15 protein-coding genes and 1 riboswitch are annotated in these 16329 nt (G+C 58.1%); of the genes, 10 read left to right on the top strand and 5 right to left on the bottom strand.

Annotated elements, in window-relative coordinates; translation table 11 throughout:
* Nucleotides 1–96: 96 nt before the first annotated feature.
* The 7 genes from KDX30_RS15265 (at nt 97) to ssuE (ending at nt 8451) form a co-directional block, all read left to right on the top strand.
* Nucleotides 97–1356: a hypothetical protein gene (locus KDX30_RS15265; protein ID WP_231676775.1), complete on the top strand. Its 1260-nt coding sequence runs from the start codon at nt 97–99 to the stop codon at nt 1354–1356.
* A 186-nt stretch (nt 1357–1542) separates the two neighbouring features.
* Nucleotides 1543–2655 (top strand): glycosyltransferase family 4 protein, encoded by a 1113-nt coding sequence (locus KDX30_RS15260; protein ID WP_231676774.1) that lies wholly within the window; start codon nt 1543–1545, stop codon nt 2653–2655.
* Between the two features lies 1 nt (nt 2656).
* Entirely contained in the window at nt 2657–3694 is a 1038-nt protein-coding gene (locus KDX30_RS15255; RefSeq protein ID WP_231676773.1) for an acyltransferase family protein, read from the top strand.
* A 32-nt stretch (nt 3695–3726) separates the two neighbouring features.
* Nucleotides 3727–4944, top strand: coding sequence for a glycosyltransferase family 4 protein (locus KDX30_RS15250; protein WP_231676772.1), 1218 nt, complete (start codon nt 3727–3729; stop codon nt 4942–4944).
* 12 nt (nt 4945–4956) lie between these two features.
* Nucleotides 4957–6381 carry an undecaprenyl-phosphate glucose phosphotransferase gene (locus tag KDX30_RS15245; RefSeq protein ID WP_231676771.1) on the top strand — a complete coding sequence of 475 codons (1425 nt, stop codon included), beginning with the start codon at nt 4957–4959 and terminating at the stop codon, nt 6379–6381.
* A 160-nt stretch (nt 6382–6541) separates the two neighbouring features.
* Nucleotides 6542–7630 (top strand): polysaccharide biosynthesis/export family protein, encoded by a 1089-nt coding sequence (locus tag KDX30_RS15240; RefSeq protein ID WP_231676770.1) that lies wholly within the window; start codon nt 6542–6544, stop codon nt 7628–7630.
* Between the two features lie 239 nt (nt 7631–7869).
* Entirely contained in the window at nt 7870–8451 is a 582-nt protein-coding gene (ssuE, locus tag KDX30_RS15235; RefSeq protein WP_231676769.1) for an NADPH-dependent FMN reductase, read from the top strand.
* Nucleotides 8452–8566: 115 nt separating this feature from the next.
* Here the strand turns inward: ssuE and KDX30_RS15230 are convergent, their stop codons facing one another.
* The 3 genes from KDX30_RS15230 to pcsA all read right to left on the bottom strand — a co-directional run bounded on the left by KDX30_RS15230 (nt 8567) and on the right by pcsA (nt 10524).
* Nucleotides 8567–9172, bottom strand: coding sequence for a LysE family translocator (locus tag KDX30_RS15230; protein ID WP_231676768.1), 606 nt, complete (start codon nt 9170–9172; stop codon nt 8567–8569).
* A 135-nt stretch (nt 9173–9307) separates the two neighbouring features.
* Nucleotides 9308–9583 carry a hypothetical protein gene (locus KDX30_RS15225; protein WP_099267216.1) on the bottom strand — a complete coding sequence of 92 codons (276 nt, stop codon included), beginning with the start codon at nt 9581–9583 and terminating at the stop codon, nt 9308–9310.
* 221 nt (nt 9584–9804) lie between these two features.
* Nucleotides 9805–10524 carry a phosphatidylcholine synthase gene (gene pcsA / locus KDX30_RS15220; protein WP_027898053.1) on the bottom strand — a complete coding sequence of 240 codons (720 nt, stop codon included), beginning with the start codon at nt 10522–10524 and terminating at the stop codon, nt 9805–9807.
* Nucleotides 10525–10735: 211 nt separating this feature from the next.
* A riboswitch (cobalamin riboswitch) is annotated at nt 10736–10930 on the top strand.
* A 203-nt stretch (nt 10931–11133) separates the two neighbouring features.
* Between pcsA and KDX30_RS15215 the strand changes: the two genes are divergently transcribed.
* Genes KDX30_RS15215 through KDX30_RS15205 form a run of 3 tightly spaced genes read left to right on the top strand, consistent with a single transcriptional unit; the run spans nt 11134 to nt 14008 of the window.
* Complete coding sequence (locus KDX30_RS15215; RefSeq protein WP_231676767.1) at nt 11134–12174, top strand: ABC transporter substrate-binding protein; 1041 nt, start codon at nt 11134–11136, stop codon at nt 12172–12174.
* On the top strand, nt 12171–13214 hold the full coding sequence (locus tag KDX30_RS15210; RefSeq protein WP_049826706.1) for a FecCD family ABC transporter permease: 1044 nt from the start codon (nt 12171–12173) through the stop codon (nt 13212–13214). Before KDX30_RS15215 ends, KDX30_RS15210 begins: the two co-directional genes overlap by 4 nt.
* Complete coding sequence (locus tag KDX30_RS15205) at nt 13211–14008, top strand: ABC transporter ATP-binding protein (RefSeq protein WP_231676766.1); 798 nt, start codon at nt 13211–13213, stop codon at nt 14006–14008. The genes KDX30_RS15210 and KDX30_RS15205 overlap by 4 nt, the downstream gene beginning before the upstream one ends.
* A gap of 771 nt (nt 14009–14779) precedes the next feature.
* Here KDX30_RS15205 and KDX30_RS15200 read toward each other — a convergent pair.
* Nucleotides 14780–15280 carry a GNAT family N-acetyltransferase gene (locus KDX30_RS15200; RefSeq protein WP_231676765.1) on the bottom strand — a complete coding sequence of 167 codons (501 nt, stop codon included), beginning with the start codon at nt 15278–15280 and terminating at the stop codon, nt 14780–14782.
* A gap of 41 nt (nt 15281–15321) precedes the next feature.
* Nucleotides 15322–16206, bottom strand: coding sequence for a LysR family transcriptional regulator (locus tag KDX30_RS15195; RefSeq protein WP_122706127.1), 885 nt, complete (start codon nt 16204–16206; stop codon nt 15322–15324).
* Between the last annotated feature and the right edge of the window lie 123 nt (nt 16207–16329).

The following is a 16329-nucleotide window of genomic DNA, read 5'->3' as shown; positions in this document are numbered from 1 at the left end:
GGGCTCCGTCTTTATAAGCAGTGTTATTTACCGGCCCGTGACCAACCAGAGCCTGGACGCTTACGCTCCGGACCGTGCCTCTTCATTGAGACAACCATGCGCAAGCCGCCTCGAAGACTGTCAAGAACGCCACTGACCCTTTGTCTCCTGAGCCTGTTATTGAGCGGTACTGCAACCGCTGACGAACGATTCATTATTGGTGTCGCAACTCACTTGATGAACAAAAACGGCCTGTCGGCCAAAGTGCTGCAACTGCTCGAAGCCGCTGGCGTCGATTCGGTTCGCGATGATGCCTGGTGGCCCATAGCAGAGCCCCATTACGGCCAGTTGCAGATTGATCCCGCCTGGCAGGCATACCTGAACAGGACACAGAAGTACAAACTCAGACCCCTGCTGGTATTGAATGATAGCAACGCGAACTACGTCAGTTTCGTCAGCGGTAATCTGGCCGACCGCGTGGACTTTTACGAAATAGGGAATGAGTGGGACGAAGAGAACCCGGTCGACCTGGCCATTGCCCGGGACTACAGCAACCTGATTGAACAAACCGCCAACACACTGCGACAGCGAAAAAATCCTGTGACGATTCTGGCCAGCGCGGTAACAACCCAAGGGATGGAAGCGGGATTTGCCGACCGTCTGGTGACAGCCGGATTGCTCGATCATGTGGATGGCCTGTCTCTGCATCCTTATGAGTATTGCCGTCAGGACGGACAGCATACCCCGGAACGATGGATTGCCTGGTTGCGCTGGATCGATGCCGACCTCAGGGCTCGGGTTGCACGGCCTGTGCCGCTATACCTCACCGAAATGGGCTGGCCCGGCAACAGCGACAAATGCGGAGTCAGTGAACAGGCCAAGGCCGCCTGGCTGGCCAGGAGCTTTTTCCTGGCCCAGACCGTGCCGGATATCAAAGGTTTGTGGTGGTACGAGTTGCTGGACGACGGCAAGGATGCCGGCAGCCCGGAACAGAATTCCGGTTTTTTCAATCAGGACCTGACGGCCAAGCCGTCTTATCTGACCCTGAAAGCCATCAGTCCGTTTCTGCACGACTATCGCTATGACGCCGAAAAGAGCCGGGAACTGGATAGTGTCTACCTGCTGCGCTTTGCCAAAGGATCGGAGCAGGTTCTGGTGGCCTGGAGCACCGGGCCGCCGAGTTCAATTGCAATCGATGCCAGTAGTGTTCAGACAGGCAATGTACTGCTGACCGACAGCGGCCAACCGGAACGAGGCCAGCACGACAGCGGCGTCCCCTGGAACTGCAACGACAGCCGCTGCTCGGCCCAGGTGCCGATCAATGAGTTTCCGAAAATCATCCGCTTGGGCAGCAAGCCACCGTTGTTTGCCCGGTGATACACAGCTCCCGTCAACACATGTTTCCTGTAGGAGCTGCCGAAGGCTGCGAAATCATTTTTCCTGACACGACGCCATTCGCAGCCTTCGGCAGCTCCTACAGAAACCTGGGTTCATTGTGCAATAGCGCAATCATTCATCAAGCAGACCACCACCTACCCCCATCCTGCGCAGAGACCTTCGACCATGATTGTGATCAATGCCCGATTTCTTACCCAGGAAATGCGTGGGATTCAGCGCTTTGCCGAGCAGATCTGCCTGGCGCTCAAGCAACTGCGCAATGACCTGGTTTTTGTAGCCCCCCATGGCATAAAAATGAGCGAAAGCGCCAAGGCTCTGGACGTGCAATGCATCGGCCACAACAAAGGCCACGTGTGGGAACAGCTGGATTTACCGCTGTACCTGATGCGTCACGGTCGCCCGCTACTGGTCTCACTGTCCAGCACCGCGCCCATGTTCTACGCCAATCAGATCGCCACTCACCACGACATCAATTACGTGCGCCACCCACAAAGTTATTCGCGAATGTTCCGCGCGGTTTACCGCACCGTAACGCCTGTCCTGTTATGGCGACTCAAGTCGTTGCTCACCGTCAGCAACTTTTCACGAAACGAAATTGCCCGGTTCTACGGCTACCCGGAACAACGTATTTTCGTCGTGCCCAATGCAACCAGCGATGACTTTCGCCCCGGTGTCGCACCTGCCGATAACCAACGCTATCTGCTGGCCGTTTCCTCACCCAGCGCACACAAGAACTTCAACCGCATGATTCAGGCATTCCTGACCTTGCGCGGTCATGACGACGTGCAATTACACATCGTCGGTGCCGCCAGTGAAATCTTCGCCGCGCCGAAACTGCAACGTCTGGCCTGTCGTGATCCGCGTATCCGCTTTCTAGGGCGCCTCAGCGATGCCGAACTGATCGAGCAGTATCAGGGCGCAACGGCATTTGTCTTTCCATCACTGTACGAAGGTTTCGGCATCCCCCCACTGGAGGCCCAGGCCTGCGGTTGCCCGGTACTGGCCGCCAATGCGGCGTCCATTCCGGAAGTGTTGCAGGCCAGCGCGCTGTATTTCGACCCGCTGGATGTGTCACATATGGCCTCGGCCATGGAGCGAATTCTCACAGACGAGCCGTTGCGCCAGGCCTTGCGCCGCCGTGGGCTGCACAATGTCGAACGCTTTTCCTGGGAAGAGTCGGCTCGCCGCGTTTCTCAGCGCATCGACGCATTGATGCAAATCGATCCGCTGTCCGGTCCGCTACAGCAAACCGCTGAAACCACGTCGGGCAAGTCTTGACATGAAACGCCTGGCTTATCTGGATGCATTGCGCGGCATCGCGGCATTGTTGGTGGTGTTCACTCACCTCTATGCGCCGCTGCTGGGTGATTTCTGGCTGTTTCACGAACTGGATATCGGCAAATTCGGCGTGCTGTGGTTCTTCATGATCAGCGGTGTGGTCATTCCGTTCAGCCTGCGTCCCGGCCCCGACGGTGCGCGACGCTTTGTGATTTCGCGGTTCATGCGTCTGTACCCGGCTTACTGGCTGTCGTTGCTGGTGTATCTGGTCCTGCTGCAACTGTCCGGCGGACTGTTCCCCTCCTGGCCGCAAATCGTTGCCAACATAAGCATGGTCCAGACGCTGATGGGTTTCGATGACGTAATCGGACTGTACTGGACGCTGTTCATCGAACTGGTGTTCTACGGCTTGTGTCTGCTGCTGTTTCTCAGCGGCAAGCTCTATGACCTCGGCGTGCGGACCCGCTGTGCACTGGGCATGCTCATACTGGGCCTGCTACTGGCCGTTGTCCGCGAACTCACCGAGCGCAAAGTCCCTGTGGCACTGCCCCTGGCGCTGTCGTTGATGTTCTTTGGCTCGATCTGGCGTCAATGGTTACTCGCCGAGCACAGCCGCCAACTGACCCGCTGTCTTGTGCTGATATTGGGGGCTTACCTGCTGTTATTACCGCCAACGTTGCTGTTGGCCTACGGCGAAAACCTTATCGAAGGAGAAGCGGGCGGACGCTACCTGCTCACTTACGCTTTGGCGATCGCCAGCTTCCTGTTGCTGACCCGTCGTGCCCGCCTTGATCACCCGCTGTTGGTCTGGCTCGGCAGCGTCAGTTATTCGTTGTACCTGCTGCATCCGTCAATGCTGATACTGGCCGAGTACCTGCTGCGCGGCCTGCAATTACCGCCGCTATACGACGCCCTGCTGGCAACCGTGCTGACCCTGGGCATCGCCCATTTGTCCTTTCGCTGCATCGAAACGCCATTTATCCAGTGGGGCAAACGCCTCAACAATCGCCACGCCAAGACGCAGACAGCCCGCGCCTGATGTAGAGCCTGTGCATACAGAAGGGAACCTCAATGAGAATCGCAATAGTCCACGACTGGCTGGTGACGTATGCCGGTGCCGAGCGCGTATTGGCATCGCTGATTAATATCTGGCCCCAGGCCGATCTGTTTTCCGTAATCGACTTCCTGAGCGATCAGGACCGCGCCCACTTGCAAGGCAAAGTGGCCAAGACCACTTTCATCCAGCGTTTGCCCAAGGCTAAAACCCACTACCAGCGTTACCTGCCTCTGATGCCGCTGGCCATCGAACAACTGGATCTCTCGGGTTACGACCTGATCATCAGCAGCAGCCACGCCGTGGCCAAAGGTGTGCTCAGCGGCCCGGATCAATTGCATGTCAGCTACGTGCACTCGCCGATCCGCTACGCCTGGGACCTGCAACACCAGTACTTGCTGGAGTCGGGCATGAGCAGCGGTTTCAAGAGCAAAGTGGCGCGGATGATCCTGCACTACATCCGCATGTGGGATCAGCGCACCTCGTCCGGTGTTGACGATTTCATTGCCAATTCGCACTTCATCGGCGGGCGTATTTCAAAAGCCTATCGCCGGGAGTCCACGGTCATTTACCCGCCAGTGGATACCGTCAACTTCACCCCGCAAGACACCAAACAGGACTATTACTTCACCGCCTCGCGCATGGTGCCTTACAAACGCATGCCGATGATTATCGAAGCGTTTGCGGCGATGCCGGACAAGCGCCTGATCGTGATCGGTGACGGTCCGGAAATGGCCAAGGCAAAGCTGATTCATGCACCTAACGTCACGCTGCTGGGCTTTCAGCCGTTTGCGGTGCTGCTGGAACACATGCGCAACGCCAAAGCCTTTGTTTTTGCCGCCGAAGAAGACTTCGGCATCAGCCCGGTAGAAGCTCAGGCCTGTGGCACGCCGGTGATCGCCTTTGGCAAGGGTGGCGTGCTGGAAACCGTCTGCGGTCTGGACCATCCACAACCGACCGGCGTGTTCTACGACCAGCAGACCGTGTCATCGCTGGTCGCCGCGGTGGGAGAGTTCGAAGCTGCTCATGCCCGTATCAGTGTCCAGGCCTGTCGCGCCAACGCAGAACGGTTTGGGGCGCAACGCTTCGAAGATGAAATGAGGAGCTTCGTCGAAAGTCGCCTCGCCGCTGCACGTCTGGCACGTCAGCCCGCCCGGCACAGAACGCTTCTGGCATCCCCGATTCTGGTCAGCAACGAACAGACCGCCCGGGTCATTCCGATCAAATCCGTCTGAGCGAGCACTGCCATGCGTAATCCCGTTCGCGGCATTCTTCACGCGCATCAATCCTTGTTATCGGTTGCCCACCGCCTGCTCGACCTGACGGTCATTGTGCTGGGCGGCTACTGGCAGAGTCAGTTGAATCCAGATACATCCAGCGCCGAAGCCTGGATCCAGATCCTGCTGGCAGTGCTGGTCTTCCACTGGCTCGGTGAATATCACCAGATGTACGGCTCGTGGCGTGGCGAGCGAATCCTGCGCGAGCTGATCAAGGTGTTCAATTACTGGGCGCTGACCTTCGTGGCTCTGCTGTCCATGGATTACCTGCTGCTCAACCATGCCGACATGCCGAACAACGCCCAGATGGCCTGGTTCGCCTCGGTGCTGGCCGTACTCTGCGGCTATCGCTTGCTGATTCGCAGCGTCCTGCATGGCTTGCGGCGACGCGGGTTCAATACCCGGCGAGTGGCGATTGTCGGGACCGGTCAGGTCGGCGTGCGGCTTGCCAAATCGATCTCCAGCGCACCGTGGATGGGGCTGCGAGTGTTGGGCTTCTATGATCTGGCAACCCCCTTGAATAAAAACCCCGAAACCGGTGCCGAGATCGCAGCGGACATCAGAATACTGGGTGATCTGGAACAGTTGATCGATGACGCTCGCGAAGGCCGCATCGACAAGGTTTACATCACCTTGGCACTCACCGCCCAACCCCACGTCCAGGAGCTGGTCAAGGGGCTCAGTGACACCACCGCTTCGGTGTACCTGATACCGGATGTGTTCATGTTCGAACTGCTGCATGCCCGCAGCGAAAGCATCAACGGCCTGGCAAGTATCAGTATTTTCGACTCGCCCATGGACGGTGCCTGGAGTCTGGTGAAGCGCGTCGAGGACATTGCATTGTCCAGCGTGATCCTGAGCATGATCGCCCTGCCCCTGCTATTGATTGCCGTCGCGATCAAACTGACTTCCCCCGGGCCAGTGCTGTTTCGCCAGCGCCGTTACGGGCTGGACGGGCGACCGATCATGGTCTGGAAATTCCGCAGCATGAGCGTTCAGGAAAACGGCGAGGTAGTGAGTCAGGCGACCCGCAACGATGCACGCGTCACGCCGCTGGGCGGGTTCCTGCGACGAACCTCGCTGGACGAACTGCCGCAGTTCTTCAATGTATTACGTGGCGATATGTCCATCGTCGGCCCGCGTCCTCACGCGGTCGCGCACAACGAGCAATACCGTAAACAGGTGAGCGGCTACATGTTGCGGCACAAGGTCAAACCGGGCATCACTGGCTGGGCTCAGATCAACGGCTGGCGGGGCGAAACCGACACCCTGGACAAGATGCAGAAGCGCGTCGAGTACGACCTGGAGTACATCGAACACTGGTCCCTGTGGCTGGACCTGAAAATTATTCTGCTGACCCTGTTCAAAGGGTTTCTGCACAAGAACGCCTTCTAGTTAGCCCCTTTCAAAAAACCTTTCAAGACATCAACAACCGGCCCGAGAGGCGCTGGAGGAGGTGCGTGCATCCATCAAAAAAGCCCCGTAACACTCGGTGTTGGTAAGGGAAGCAATGAAATCACTGTGGTGCCAACGCACCTTTAGGAAGGAACACTATATGAAGCTAACCCTAGCTGTTGTGCTGCTCTCCAGTCTGATTTTGCAAGGCTGTGCTTTTGCACCCGGGCAGCACATGACCCCAGGAGATGTTGAAGCGAAAGATCCGGACGGTCCGGATGTTCAGTTGGTACAGATCACCCCGCAAACCCTCAAGCAGCAGAAGCAACAAGCCGCAGCCAGCTCCAGGCCGTTGCCCGCCGAACTGCTCAATTACAAAACGCCTGAATACATCGTCGGCCCCGGCGACACCTTGCTGGTCATCGTGTTTGAACACCCTGAGCTGACCGCACCTGGCTCGCAGGACCAACTCGACGCCAACAGCCGGGAAGTATTGAGCGACGGCACGCTCTATTTCCCTTACGTGGGCAGAATCCAGGCGGGAGGCAAAACCGTCGGGCAGATCCAGAAACAACTGAGCATGGGGCTATCGCCGCAGTACACTGAGGTCAAGGTCGACGTCAAAGTGCTGCGTTACAACAGCCAGCGCATCCTCCTCTCGGGTTCATTCAAAAGCCCCGGCCCGCAATCCATCACGAATATCCCGTTGAGTCTGGTCCAGGCCATCAGCACCGCCGGCCTTGACCTGGCCGACGCCAACCTTGCGGGGCTGACCTTGCGCCGCGACGGCAAGGATTACGTGATTGACGTCGACGCGTTGAACCGCAAAGACTCGCAATTGAGCAAGATCTTCCTCAAAGACGGCGACTATCTGCACTTGAACAGCAACTCCAAGAACAAGATCTACGTGCTGGGCGAAGTCCAGCGTCCGCAGGTCATTTCCTTTGGCACCACCAGCGTGACATTGCTCGAAGCTCTGGGTAATTCCGGCGGCCTGAATCCGGAAAGCGCCGACGGTGATGCGGTGTACGTGATCCGCGGTGCTGAAAATCAGGCCAACGCGCGCTCAACGGTTTATCACCTGCTGGCGAAAAAACCGACGGCTTACCTATTGGCCAAAGAGTTTGAACTCCAGGCCCAGGACGTCATATTCGTCGGCCCGGCGGACATCACTCGCTGGAGCCGTTTCGTCAGCCAGTTGCTAGGCTCGGCCAACGTCATTCAGACAGGCGCCGCTTTCAGAAACTGACACGCAGAACAAACGTCCCCGCATCTGCCGATTGCGGGGATTTTTTTGCCTGCGATTTGCCTGCAAGTGTTGGTTAAGCAACAGTGAATCAACAGTTAGAGGCGGCATTGAGCACCTACGTCGTTGAGCCGCTCACTTGCGATCTGAATATTTACCTTTAATTTCAGCACCTTAAGACATTAAGCGGCGCTGGCATGCATGCTGCTTTGAAGTCCTTACGCTTTTAAAAGGAATTCAGCATGTTGGTAGTTTCACTGTCAGGCAGCCCCGCTCTCAAATCCCGTTCAGGCGTAGTCCTGGAACACGCCGGTCGCTGGCTTCGCGCCAAGGGCGTTGATGTGACGACCCTGCGTATTCGCGATTTCAACGCTGAAGATCTGATCTTCGCCCACTTCGACAGCCCGCAAGTGCTGGACTTCATCGAAGCCGTCAAACAGGCCGACGGCTTGCTGATTGGCACACCGGTTTATAAAGCATCGTTTTCCGGGGCGCTGAAAACCCTGCTGGACTTGCTGCCTGAGCGCTCGCTGCACGGCAAGGTGGTTTTACCGCTGGCAACCGGTGGCAGCATCGCTCACATGCTGGCCGTGGATTACGCGCTGAAGCCAGTGCTATCGGCGCTCAAATGTCAGGAAGTCCTGCACGGCATTTTCGCCATCGATGGCCAGATCAACTATGCGGATAACGAACAAGGCGGCGAACTGGACGAGATTCTTCAGGAGCGTTTGCAGGAAGGGCTGGAGCATTTTTACCTGGGCCTGCAGCATCGCGTACAAGCGCGGCAGAAACAGGCTGGGGGGCATTTGCGGTTGGCGTTGTGAGTTAACAAATCAAAATTGTGCTGACCTCATCGCGGGCAAGCCCAGCTCCCACATGGGACTAACTTCTCATGTGGGAGCTGGGCTTGCCCGCGATGAGGTCAAGGCAGAAACCCAATCACCCCTTCAACATCGGATACAGCGACACCACCAACAGCACCGCCATCCCTACGTTAAACACCCGCAACCAGAAGGGATCGCGCAACGCGTTGCGCAGCAGGCTGCCGAACCCTGCCCAGATACTGACAGTGGGCAGGTTGATCAGCGCAAACACCGCCGAGATGATCATTACATTGGTGAAGTAACCCTGCAGTGGTGTGTAGGTGCTGATAGCACCAACGGCCATCACCCAGGCTTTGGGGTTGACCCACTGAAACAGCGCGGCTTGCATGAATGTCTGTGGCTTGCCCTCTTCACCCACTGCGTCAGACGCCGGGCCTGATGTGGCAATCTTCCACGCCAGATACAACAGATAGGCAGCGCCGACATAGCGCAGGATGGTGTAAAGCAGCGGGTACGCCTGGAAGGCGGCCCCCAACCCCAGCCCGACTGCAAGCACCAGGCTGAAAAACCCGCAGCAGATGCCCAGCATGTGCGGCACCGTCCGGTTGAACCCGAAGTTCACCCCGGAGGCCAGCAGCATCATGTTATTGGGGCCCGGCGTCACCGACGTGACGAACGCAAACAGGGCAAAGGCAAGTAGTAGATCGAGAGAGAGCGGCATGGTGCGATCCAGACATCTAAAGGGCAGGCCTTCACCCTATCGAATCGGCAACCAGAAACACACGAACAGTCAGGAGAAAATACAACAGGTACAGTTCTAATCGACTACGAATTTTACGAGACTGTACTTAAGCACTTAACCTTGACGATCTTTGCTGACTTCAGCGTTATCAGCACTGATCTCACCGCGATTATCAAATGCTCGAACAGCCTGCATCTGTGGCTCAGCCAGCAGTTTGGCCTTGGCGATCTGATACTCATCGAAGGGCAAACCGCGACGATTCAGATCTTCCAGCGCTAGCTGATGAGTTTCCTGAGCGGTGTAGGGACGTAATTCAACGGCATGGTGAGTCGAGCAGCCGGAGACAACAGCAACGGTCAATAACAGGGCAAATGCGTAAATGCGGTTCATGAGAGCCTCCGGATCGGGTTCATTTCGGGAATGAACCAAGGTTACGCCCGGAGCCGTTTACGCAAAAATCACTGCTCTTGATAGTCGGTATTGGTGGGGGGGAATCGTTGGAAATCCAGTGCCTGCTAAACCGCTATCGCGAGCAAGCTCGGCTCCTACAGGTTTAGCGCGATCCTGTAGGAGCAGAGCTTGCTCGCGATGAAGAATGTGTGGCTAGCCCGTCAAGCCCGCCACTTACCCCAATATTCCAGCGACGTGCGCCACAGGCAGATGCCGATAAAGTACGCCGACATGGTGAACCATATGCCCATGACCACTGGCCCGTTATGCGGGTGGTTGATGATCAGCAACGCACTGGTGATCAACCAGATCGTAGTGACCAGGATGTTCAGCGGCATGAAACGACGCACTCTGAATGGGTGCAGAAACTTCATTCTGGTCACGGTCAGCAATGCCAGACCGATAATCGTGAGGAAGGTCACCCAAGGTGTCGGCTGAATGATGTACAGACACAGCGCCACCACGTTCCAGGCCGCAGGGAAGCCCTGGAAGTAATTGTCCTTGCTCTTCATTTCCAGATTGCAGAAACAGAACAGCGACGACACCAGAATGATCGCCGTGCTCAGTAACAGCGTATAAGGCGGCAACGGAATGTAGCTATAAATGAACAACGCAGGAATAAACACATACGTCAGGTAATCAATGACCAGGTCCAGTACCGAACCGTCAAAGCCCGGCAACACGGATTGCACGTTGAATTTGCGTGCGAGCGAGCCATCGACGCCGTCTACCGCCAGTGCCAGGCCTAGCCACAACAGGCAGGCTTTGGCCTGATCATCGAACAGGGCAATGGTCGCCAGGAATGCGATGACCACGCCGGTGGCGGTAAAACCGTGGGCACCCCAGGCTTTAAGCCAGGCCACTCGTTGAGTCGATATCACAGGAAAATGTCTCCAAAAGGTGAAGCGGACCAGTGTAAACCTGGTTGGACGGACTATCGACCGGCTATCGGTCGATAAGGTTCACCGCCGGACGGTGTTAACACCCGGCCATTAAAGGCTTGCATCATGCGCCGAGCAAGCGAAACGTACGATAAAAAACTGTCTGCCAACGGCTGATACAGGAAAAATCCCCACTCTTTTAAGCATATCCATTACCATGCCGCCCGTCGGTTTCCAAACGGGATTAATAGGGAATCCGTGATGACCTCAAGGTCGTCAACCGGAACTGCCCCCGCAACTGTAGGCGCTGAGCCCTGCTCCATCGATGCCACTGGGTCACTCCGGGAAGGCCCGAGCACGGCGATGATGCGTCAGTCAGGAGACCTGCCGACATCAGGAAGCTGCATCGCCGTTGCGGGACAACCCGTCAAGCGGTCGCGCTTTCTGGCAACTGACCCACCGGCGGGGTGTCCGGGGAGTACATCCGTCAGCACGGCGAAATAGCCGTGACTGATTGACCCTGCCGGACCTATGCCAGCAGCAAGTCGTGATGTGTATCCAGCCAGAACACCATCGTGCGGATAACCGTTCGAATGGAGATCGTTTTTCATGTCTTTGCCTCGTTTTGCTGTGCTGCTTGCCGGTCTGGGTTTTTCTGCGCTGACGCTGGCGGCCAACCCTGCCCCACAAATCTCCGCCACACAGACAACCTACCCGTTGACCCTCGATAACTGCGGCGTGCCGCTGACCTTCGCCAAAGCACCCGGCAAAGCGGTGACCATTGGCCAGTCGGCCACTGAAATCCTTTACTCCCTCGGGCTGGGCGACAAAGTGGTCGGCACGTCACTGTGGTTCAACAACGTGCTGCCCCGGTTCAAGGACCTGAACGACAAGATCCCGCGTCTGGCCGATAACGATCCCAGCTTCGAGGCGGTGATCAACAAGCGTCCGGAACTGGTCGCCGTACAATTCGAATGGATGGTGGGTCCCCAAGGCGTGGTTGGCACCCGGCAGCAATTCAACGAAATGAAAATCCCCACCTACCTCATGCCGTCGGACTGCGAAGGCAAGGACAATCTGGTAGGTGCGGACGGTACGCGCCTGCGCCCGTTCTCGATTGACAGCCTGTACAAGACCGTCACGCAACTGGCACAAATCTTTGACGTCCAGGCCCGCGGTGCCGAGTTGAACGCCGACCTGCAGGCACGTCTTGCCAAGGCTCAGGCCAGCGTCAAAGGCAAACATCTGAAAGACGCCTCGGCAGTGTTCTGGTTTTCCAGCGCCGACCTGAACGTCGACCCTTATGTCGCCGGACGCAAGGGTATTCCGGCGTTCATGATGGACACCCTGGGCATTCGCAACATCGTGCAGTCCGATGAGGAATGGCCGACGGTTGGCTGGGAAACCATCGCCAAGGCCAACCCGACCATTCTGGTGCTGGCGCGCATGGACCGCCGCCGCTTCCCGGCCGATGACTTCCAGAAAAAACTGGAATTCCTCAAGACCGACCCGGTCACCAAAAACATGGACGCGGTGAAGCACAACCGGATCGTGATTCTCGATGCACAAGCCATGGAAGCGACGATACGCACGTTCGACGGCATCGATGAACTGGCGGACGCCATCGACAAATTCGATCTGCACCCATGACAGCTCAGTTCGCCGGTCGCTTGTTGCGCAAGATTTGCCTGCACGGGGCCTGGGTGCTGGCTGTGTTGCTGGTGGCGATCGTCGCGGGCATTGCGATTGGTGAAACGCCAATCAGCCTGTCACTGGTGTTTCAGGTGCTGGCCAACAAACTATGGGGCGCCGGTTTCGTGCTGGACCCTATCGATGAAGGCATCGTCTGGAATTACCGACTGACCCGCGCTCTGGTCGCAGCGGCCTGTGGCGCGGGTCTGGCGATCTCAGGCGTGGTTTTGCAATCACTGCTGCGCAACCCACTGGCCGATCCTTACTTGCTGGGCATTTCTGCCGGGGCCTCGACCGGCGCGGTGCTGGTGGCGATCATCGGCGTTGGAGCCGGTGCCATTTCCTTGTCAGCCGGAGCCTTTGCCGGGGCCATGGCGGCGTTTGTACTGGTCGCCCTGCTCGCTCGCAGTACTGGCGCGGTCAGTGGCAGCGGGCAGATCATTCTCGCGGGCATCGCCGGTTCGCAACTGTTCAACGCCCTGACCTCTTTCCTGATCACCAAGTCGGCCAACTCCGAACAGGCACGCGGCATCATGTTCTGGCTGTTGGGCAACCTCAGCGGCGTGCGTTGGCAATCGGTGACGCTGGCCGTGCCCGTGGTGTTGATCGGTCTGGCGGTCTGCCTGTGGCATCGGCGTTCGCTGGATGCGTTCATGTTCGGCAGCGATTCTGCCGCTGCCCTGGGCATTCCGGTACGGCGGGTTCAAGTGATATTGATCGCGACCGTAGCGCTGGTCACAGCAGTGATGGTCTCGCTGGTGGGCTCCATTGGTTTTGTCGGTCTGGTCGTGCCCCATGCGGCGCGCTTGCTGGTTGGCGTGCGTCACGGTCGTCTGATTCCCGTCAGCGCTCTGGCCGGCGCGGTGTTTCTGATCACCGCCGATGTGCTGTCCCGCACGGCGATCAAGGGTCAGGTACTGCCCGTCGGGGTGATTACTGCGCTGATCGGCGCACCGGTGTTCGCTGTGATCCTGATCAAAGCCAAGGGGGGCCGATGAGCACTCTGAAACAGCCAGCGCCCGACATCGACCGCGACGTGTTGTCGTGCTCCGGTCTGAACTGGTCGATCAAGGGCGTGCCCATTGTTCGAGACGTCGCGTTGCAGTTACGGCGCGGTGAAACTTTGGGATTGATCGGCCCCAACGGCTCAGGCAAATCCAGCCTGCTGAAGTTGCTGTCCGGCATCCGCACTCCGGCCAGTGGCAAGATCCACCTCAATGGCGTCGCCCTTGCCGAAATGAAGCGCCGCGATGTCGCACAGATGATTGCGGTGGTGGAGCAGCAAGCGGAAACCTCGGACGCGATCACAGTGCTGGACGCGGTGGAACTGGGCCGCACGCCATGGCTTTCCGCACTGGAACCCTGGTCAACCGCAGACGATGGCATTGTTCGGCAGGCCTTGCTCGATGTCGACATGGCCGACAAACCCAGGCGCGCCTGGCACAGCCTGTCAGGGGGCGAACGACAACGCGTCCACATCGCCCGCGCCCTGGCTCAAAGACCGCAGATCCTGTTACTGGATGAACCCACCAACCACCTGGATATCCAGCATCAGTTGAGCATTCTGGGTCTGGTCAGGTCGCTGTCGGTTACCACCCTTATCGCCCTCCACGACCTGAATCAGGCACTGGCCTGCGACCGGCTGGCCGTGATGGACAACGGCGCACTGATCGCCATTGGTGAGCCGTCCGAGGTGCTGACCTGCGAATTGCTGCGTGAGACGTTTGGTGTAGAGGCGCACTACCTGACAGATCCGTACGACGGCACGCGGATATTGCGGTTTCGGTCATAAACTGAAGGTGTAAAAGCATCTCAAGAGGGTCACGGTCCTGTAGGAGCCAAGCTTGCTCGCGATAAGCCGGACACGTAGGCAGGTATATCGCGTTACCGTTCTTCGCGGGAAAGCCCGGCTCCCACAGGGTTGTGGCCATTCCGGGAATCACTTACGCCACGCCTCTGTCTGGATGTGGGAGCAGGGCTTGCCCGCGATAAGCCCGGCACGTAGGCAGGTATACCGCGTTATCGTTCATCGCGGGCAAGCCCGGCTCCCACAGGGTTGTGGCCATTCCGGGAGTCACTTACGCCACGCCTCTGTCTGGATGTGGGCAGGGCTTGCCCGCGATAAGCCCGGCACGTAGGCAGGTATATCGCGTTACCGTTCTTCGCGGGCAAGCCCGGCTCCCACAGGAGAAAGTGATCGCCTGCGCAGCAACGCTAGCCCGCGACGGCTTACTGCAGAGGACGCTGTCGCGCAGCCAGCCCATAACTCTGTGGGAGTTGGGCTTGCCCGCGATAAGGACAACTCGATTCACCTGCAACACCGCGGCGTCTGCATCGCGGGCAAGCCCGGCTCTTATCAAACAAACTACAACCATCTGGTTTGGAATGCTTTTCTGTAGGAGTGAGCTTGCTCGCGATGGCGTCAGGACAGGCCATATCTTCATCGAATGACAGACCGAATCGCGAGCAAGCTCACGCCGACAAGGTCCGTGTTTGCTACGCGACAGCGCGGTGCCAGGAACACCGGGGCGGCTCCTACAGCGGAAACGCGCAAGCCTCGAACCTAAACCAACCCGCACTCCATATGCGTCGTCTGCCACACCGGATCGCTTTCCACGTCCACGACCCGGAAACCCTGTCGCTCCCAGAAGCCAATCGCCCCCGGTAAAAACGGATGGGTGTGCAGGTAAAGCACATCCACACCCTGTTCAACGGCACGCGCCTTGAGGGCAAGGAAGATCGTGGTCGCCAGCCCTGAACGACGGAACTCCGGGATCACAAACAACCGGACGATTTCCACCACCTTGCGCTGCCCGTAATCCAACTGCGGGAATCGACCGTCGTACGGCAAGTAACCAATTGCCGCAACAATTTCCCCGCGGCTCCGGGCGATCAGAAACCGGCCACCGCCCTCCTCGCTGTAAACCTGAGCAAACTGCGCCAGATCCGCGGGCATGCCTGCCAGGTCGAGCTTCGGGAAGATTTCCGCACGGGCTTGCAGGACAAAATCCACGACGGCGGGGATGTCTTGAGGTTCTACAGAAACAATTTCTACGGCAGCCATATTCAGCGTTCGATCTGCGAATGGAGCGTCATCCTAGCTGATCACTCGCCGCGATGCCGGGTGAACGTCTCCAGTAACCAGGCGCCCGCTGGCCCGAGGCTGCGTTGTCGTGACCAGATGATGTCCACCGCAGAACTGCGTGGCCAACCCGGCACGTCGAGCTCCTTGAGCTTGCCGCTGGCATAGCCCGACACCAGCCAGCGGGGCAGCGCCGCCCAACCGAAGCCGAATGCAGCCATGTCCATCAGCAACAAATAGTTGGGTGCCGACCATGGACGATGGCCGCTGATGGGCAAATCGTCGGTGGGGACGCTTTGGTCCACCAACGTGTTCAAGCGCAACGCCCGGTACTGGGCCAGATGCTGATAGTCGACCTGCGCCTGCTGAGCCAAGGGATGCTTGTGCGCCACGAACAAGCCGAAGTCGGCACGCTCGGCAATCGTCGCGTAACCGACTTCAGGCGGGTAGCTGGCCTGTGCCGACAGCAGTCCAAGGGACGCGCGCCCTGATTGAATCAGGCTAATGGCGTCACCGTGCTCGGCAAATACACACTCCAGTTCCAGCTCGGGGAAGCGCTGGTCGAGCTCAGCCATGCGGATTTCGAAATCGGCGAACTGATTGGCGTCGGACAGCACCAGCGTAAGACGAGGCTCCATGCCGTCTGCCAGACGTCCGGCAGCGCGGCGTAGTTTGTCGGAAGCAGCCAGCACATCTTCGATACGTCCGAGCATGGCCCTGCCTGCTTCGGTCAGGGCCGGATGTTTTGAAGAGCGATCGAACAGCTCGAGGCCCAGGTCGATTTCCAGACGGGCTATAGCCTCGCTGATCGTCGACTGGCTTTTGCCCAAACGCCGCGCCGCTGCGCTGAAAGAACCCAGCGCGACAGTCTGGGCAAACGCTTCCAAGGCTTCCGGGGAATAACTCATGCGAACCTCGTATCGGTTTTACCGATGGAAACGATTTTCACTTTAACGCAGGGGCCGATGACAATGCACGTTATCGGAAGCAAACACCTATCCCTTGTGGGTGCGACCGTGGTGGCGCTCCAC

The sequence above is a fragment of the Pseudomonas quasicaspiana genome (genome assembly GCF_021147825.1).
Classification (GTDB): Bacteria; Pseudomonadota; Gammaproteobacteria; order Pseudomonadales; family Pseudomonadaceae; genus Aquipseudomonas; species Aquipseudomonas quasicaspiana.
Note: the sequence above shows the minus strand (reverse complement) of the source record. Positions and strands in the feature narration are given on the sequence as shown.

What these genes read in the sequence shown, in the direction of transcription:
- KDX30_RS15205 (WP_231676766.1), top strand. Translation starts at nt 13,211, where the DNA reads ATGAGCACTCTGAAACAGCCAGCGCCCGACATCGACCGCGACGTGTTG.
- KDX30_RS15195 (WP_122706127.1), bottom strand. Translation starts at nt 16,206, where the DNA reads ATGAGTTATTCCCCGGAAGCCTTGGAAGCGTTTGCCCAGACTGTCGCG.
- KDX30_RS15210 (WP_049826706.1), top strand. Translation starts at nt 12,171, where the DNA reads ATGACAGCTCAGTTCGCCGGTCGCTTGTTGCGCAAGATTTGCCTGCAC.
- KDX30_RS15265 (WP_231676775.1), top strand. Translation starts at nt 97, where the DNA reads ATGCGCAAGCCGCCTCGAAGACTGTCAAGAACGCCACTGACCCTTTGT.
- KDX30_RS15245 (WP_231676771.1), top strand. Translation starts at nt 4,957, where the DNA reads ATGCGTAATCCCGTTCGCGGCATTCTTCACGCGCATCAATCCTTGTTA.
- KDX30_RS15230 (WP_231676768.1), bottom strand. Translation starts at nt 9,172, where the DNA reads ATGCCGCTCTCTCTCGATCTACTACTTGCCTTTGCCCTGTTTGCGTTC.
- KDX30_RS15260 (WP_231676774.1), top strand. Translation starts at nt 1,543, where the DNA reads ATGATTGTGATCAATGCCCGATTTCTTACCCAGGAAATGCGTGGGATT.
- ssuE (WP_231676769.1), top strand. Translation starts at nt 7,870, where the DNA reads ATGTTGGTAGTTTCACTGTCAGGCAGCCCCGCTCTCAAATCCCGTTCA.
- KDX30_RS15255 (WP_231676773.1), top strand. Translation starts at nt 2,657, where the DNA reads ATGAAACGCCTGGCTTATCTGGATGCATTGCGCGGCATCGCGGCATTG.
- KDX30_RS15200 (WP_231676765.1), bottom strand. Translation starts at nt 15,280, where the DNA reads ATGGCTGCCGTAGAAATTGTTTCTGTAGAACCTCAAGACATCCCCGCC.
- KDX30_RS15225 (WP_099267216.1), bottom strand. Translation starts at nt 9,583, where the DNA reads ATGAACCGCATTTACGCATTTGCCCTGTTATTGACCGTTGCTGTTGTC.
- KDX30_RS15240 (WP_231676770.1), top strand. Translation starts at nt 6,542, where the DNA reads ATGAAGCTAACCCTAGCTGTTGTGCTGCTCTCCAGTCTGATTTTGCAA.
- KDX30_RS15215 (WP_231676767.1), top strand. Translation starts at nt 11,134, where the DNA reads ATGTCTTTGCCTCGTTTTGCTGTGCTGCTTGCCGGTCTGGGTTTTTCT.
- KDX30_RS15250 (WP_231676772.1), top strand. Translation starts at nt 3,727, where the DNA reads ATGAGAATCGCAATAGTCCACGACTGGCTGGTGACGTATGCCGGTGCC.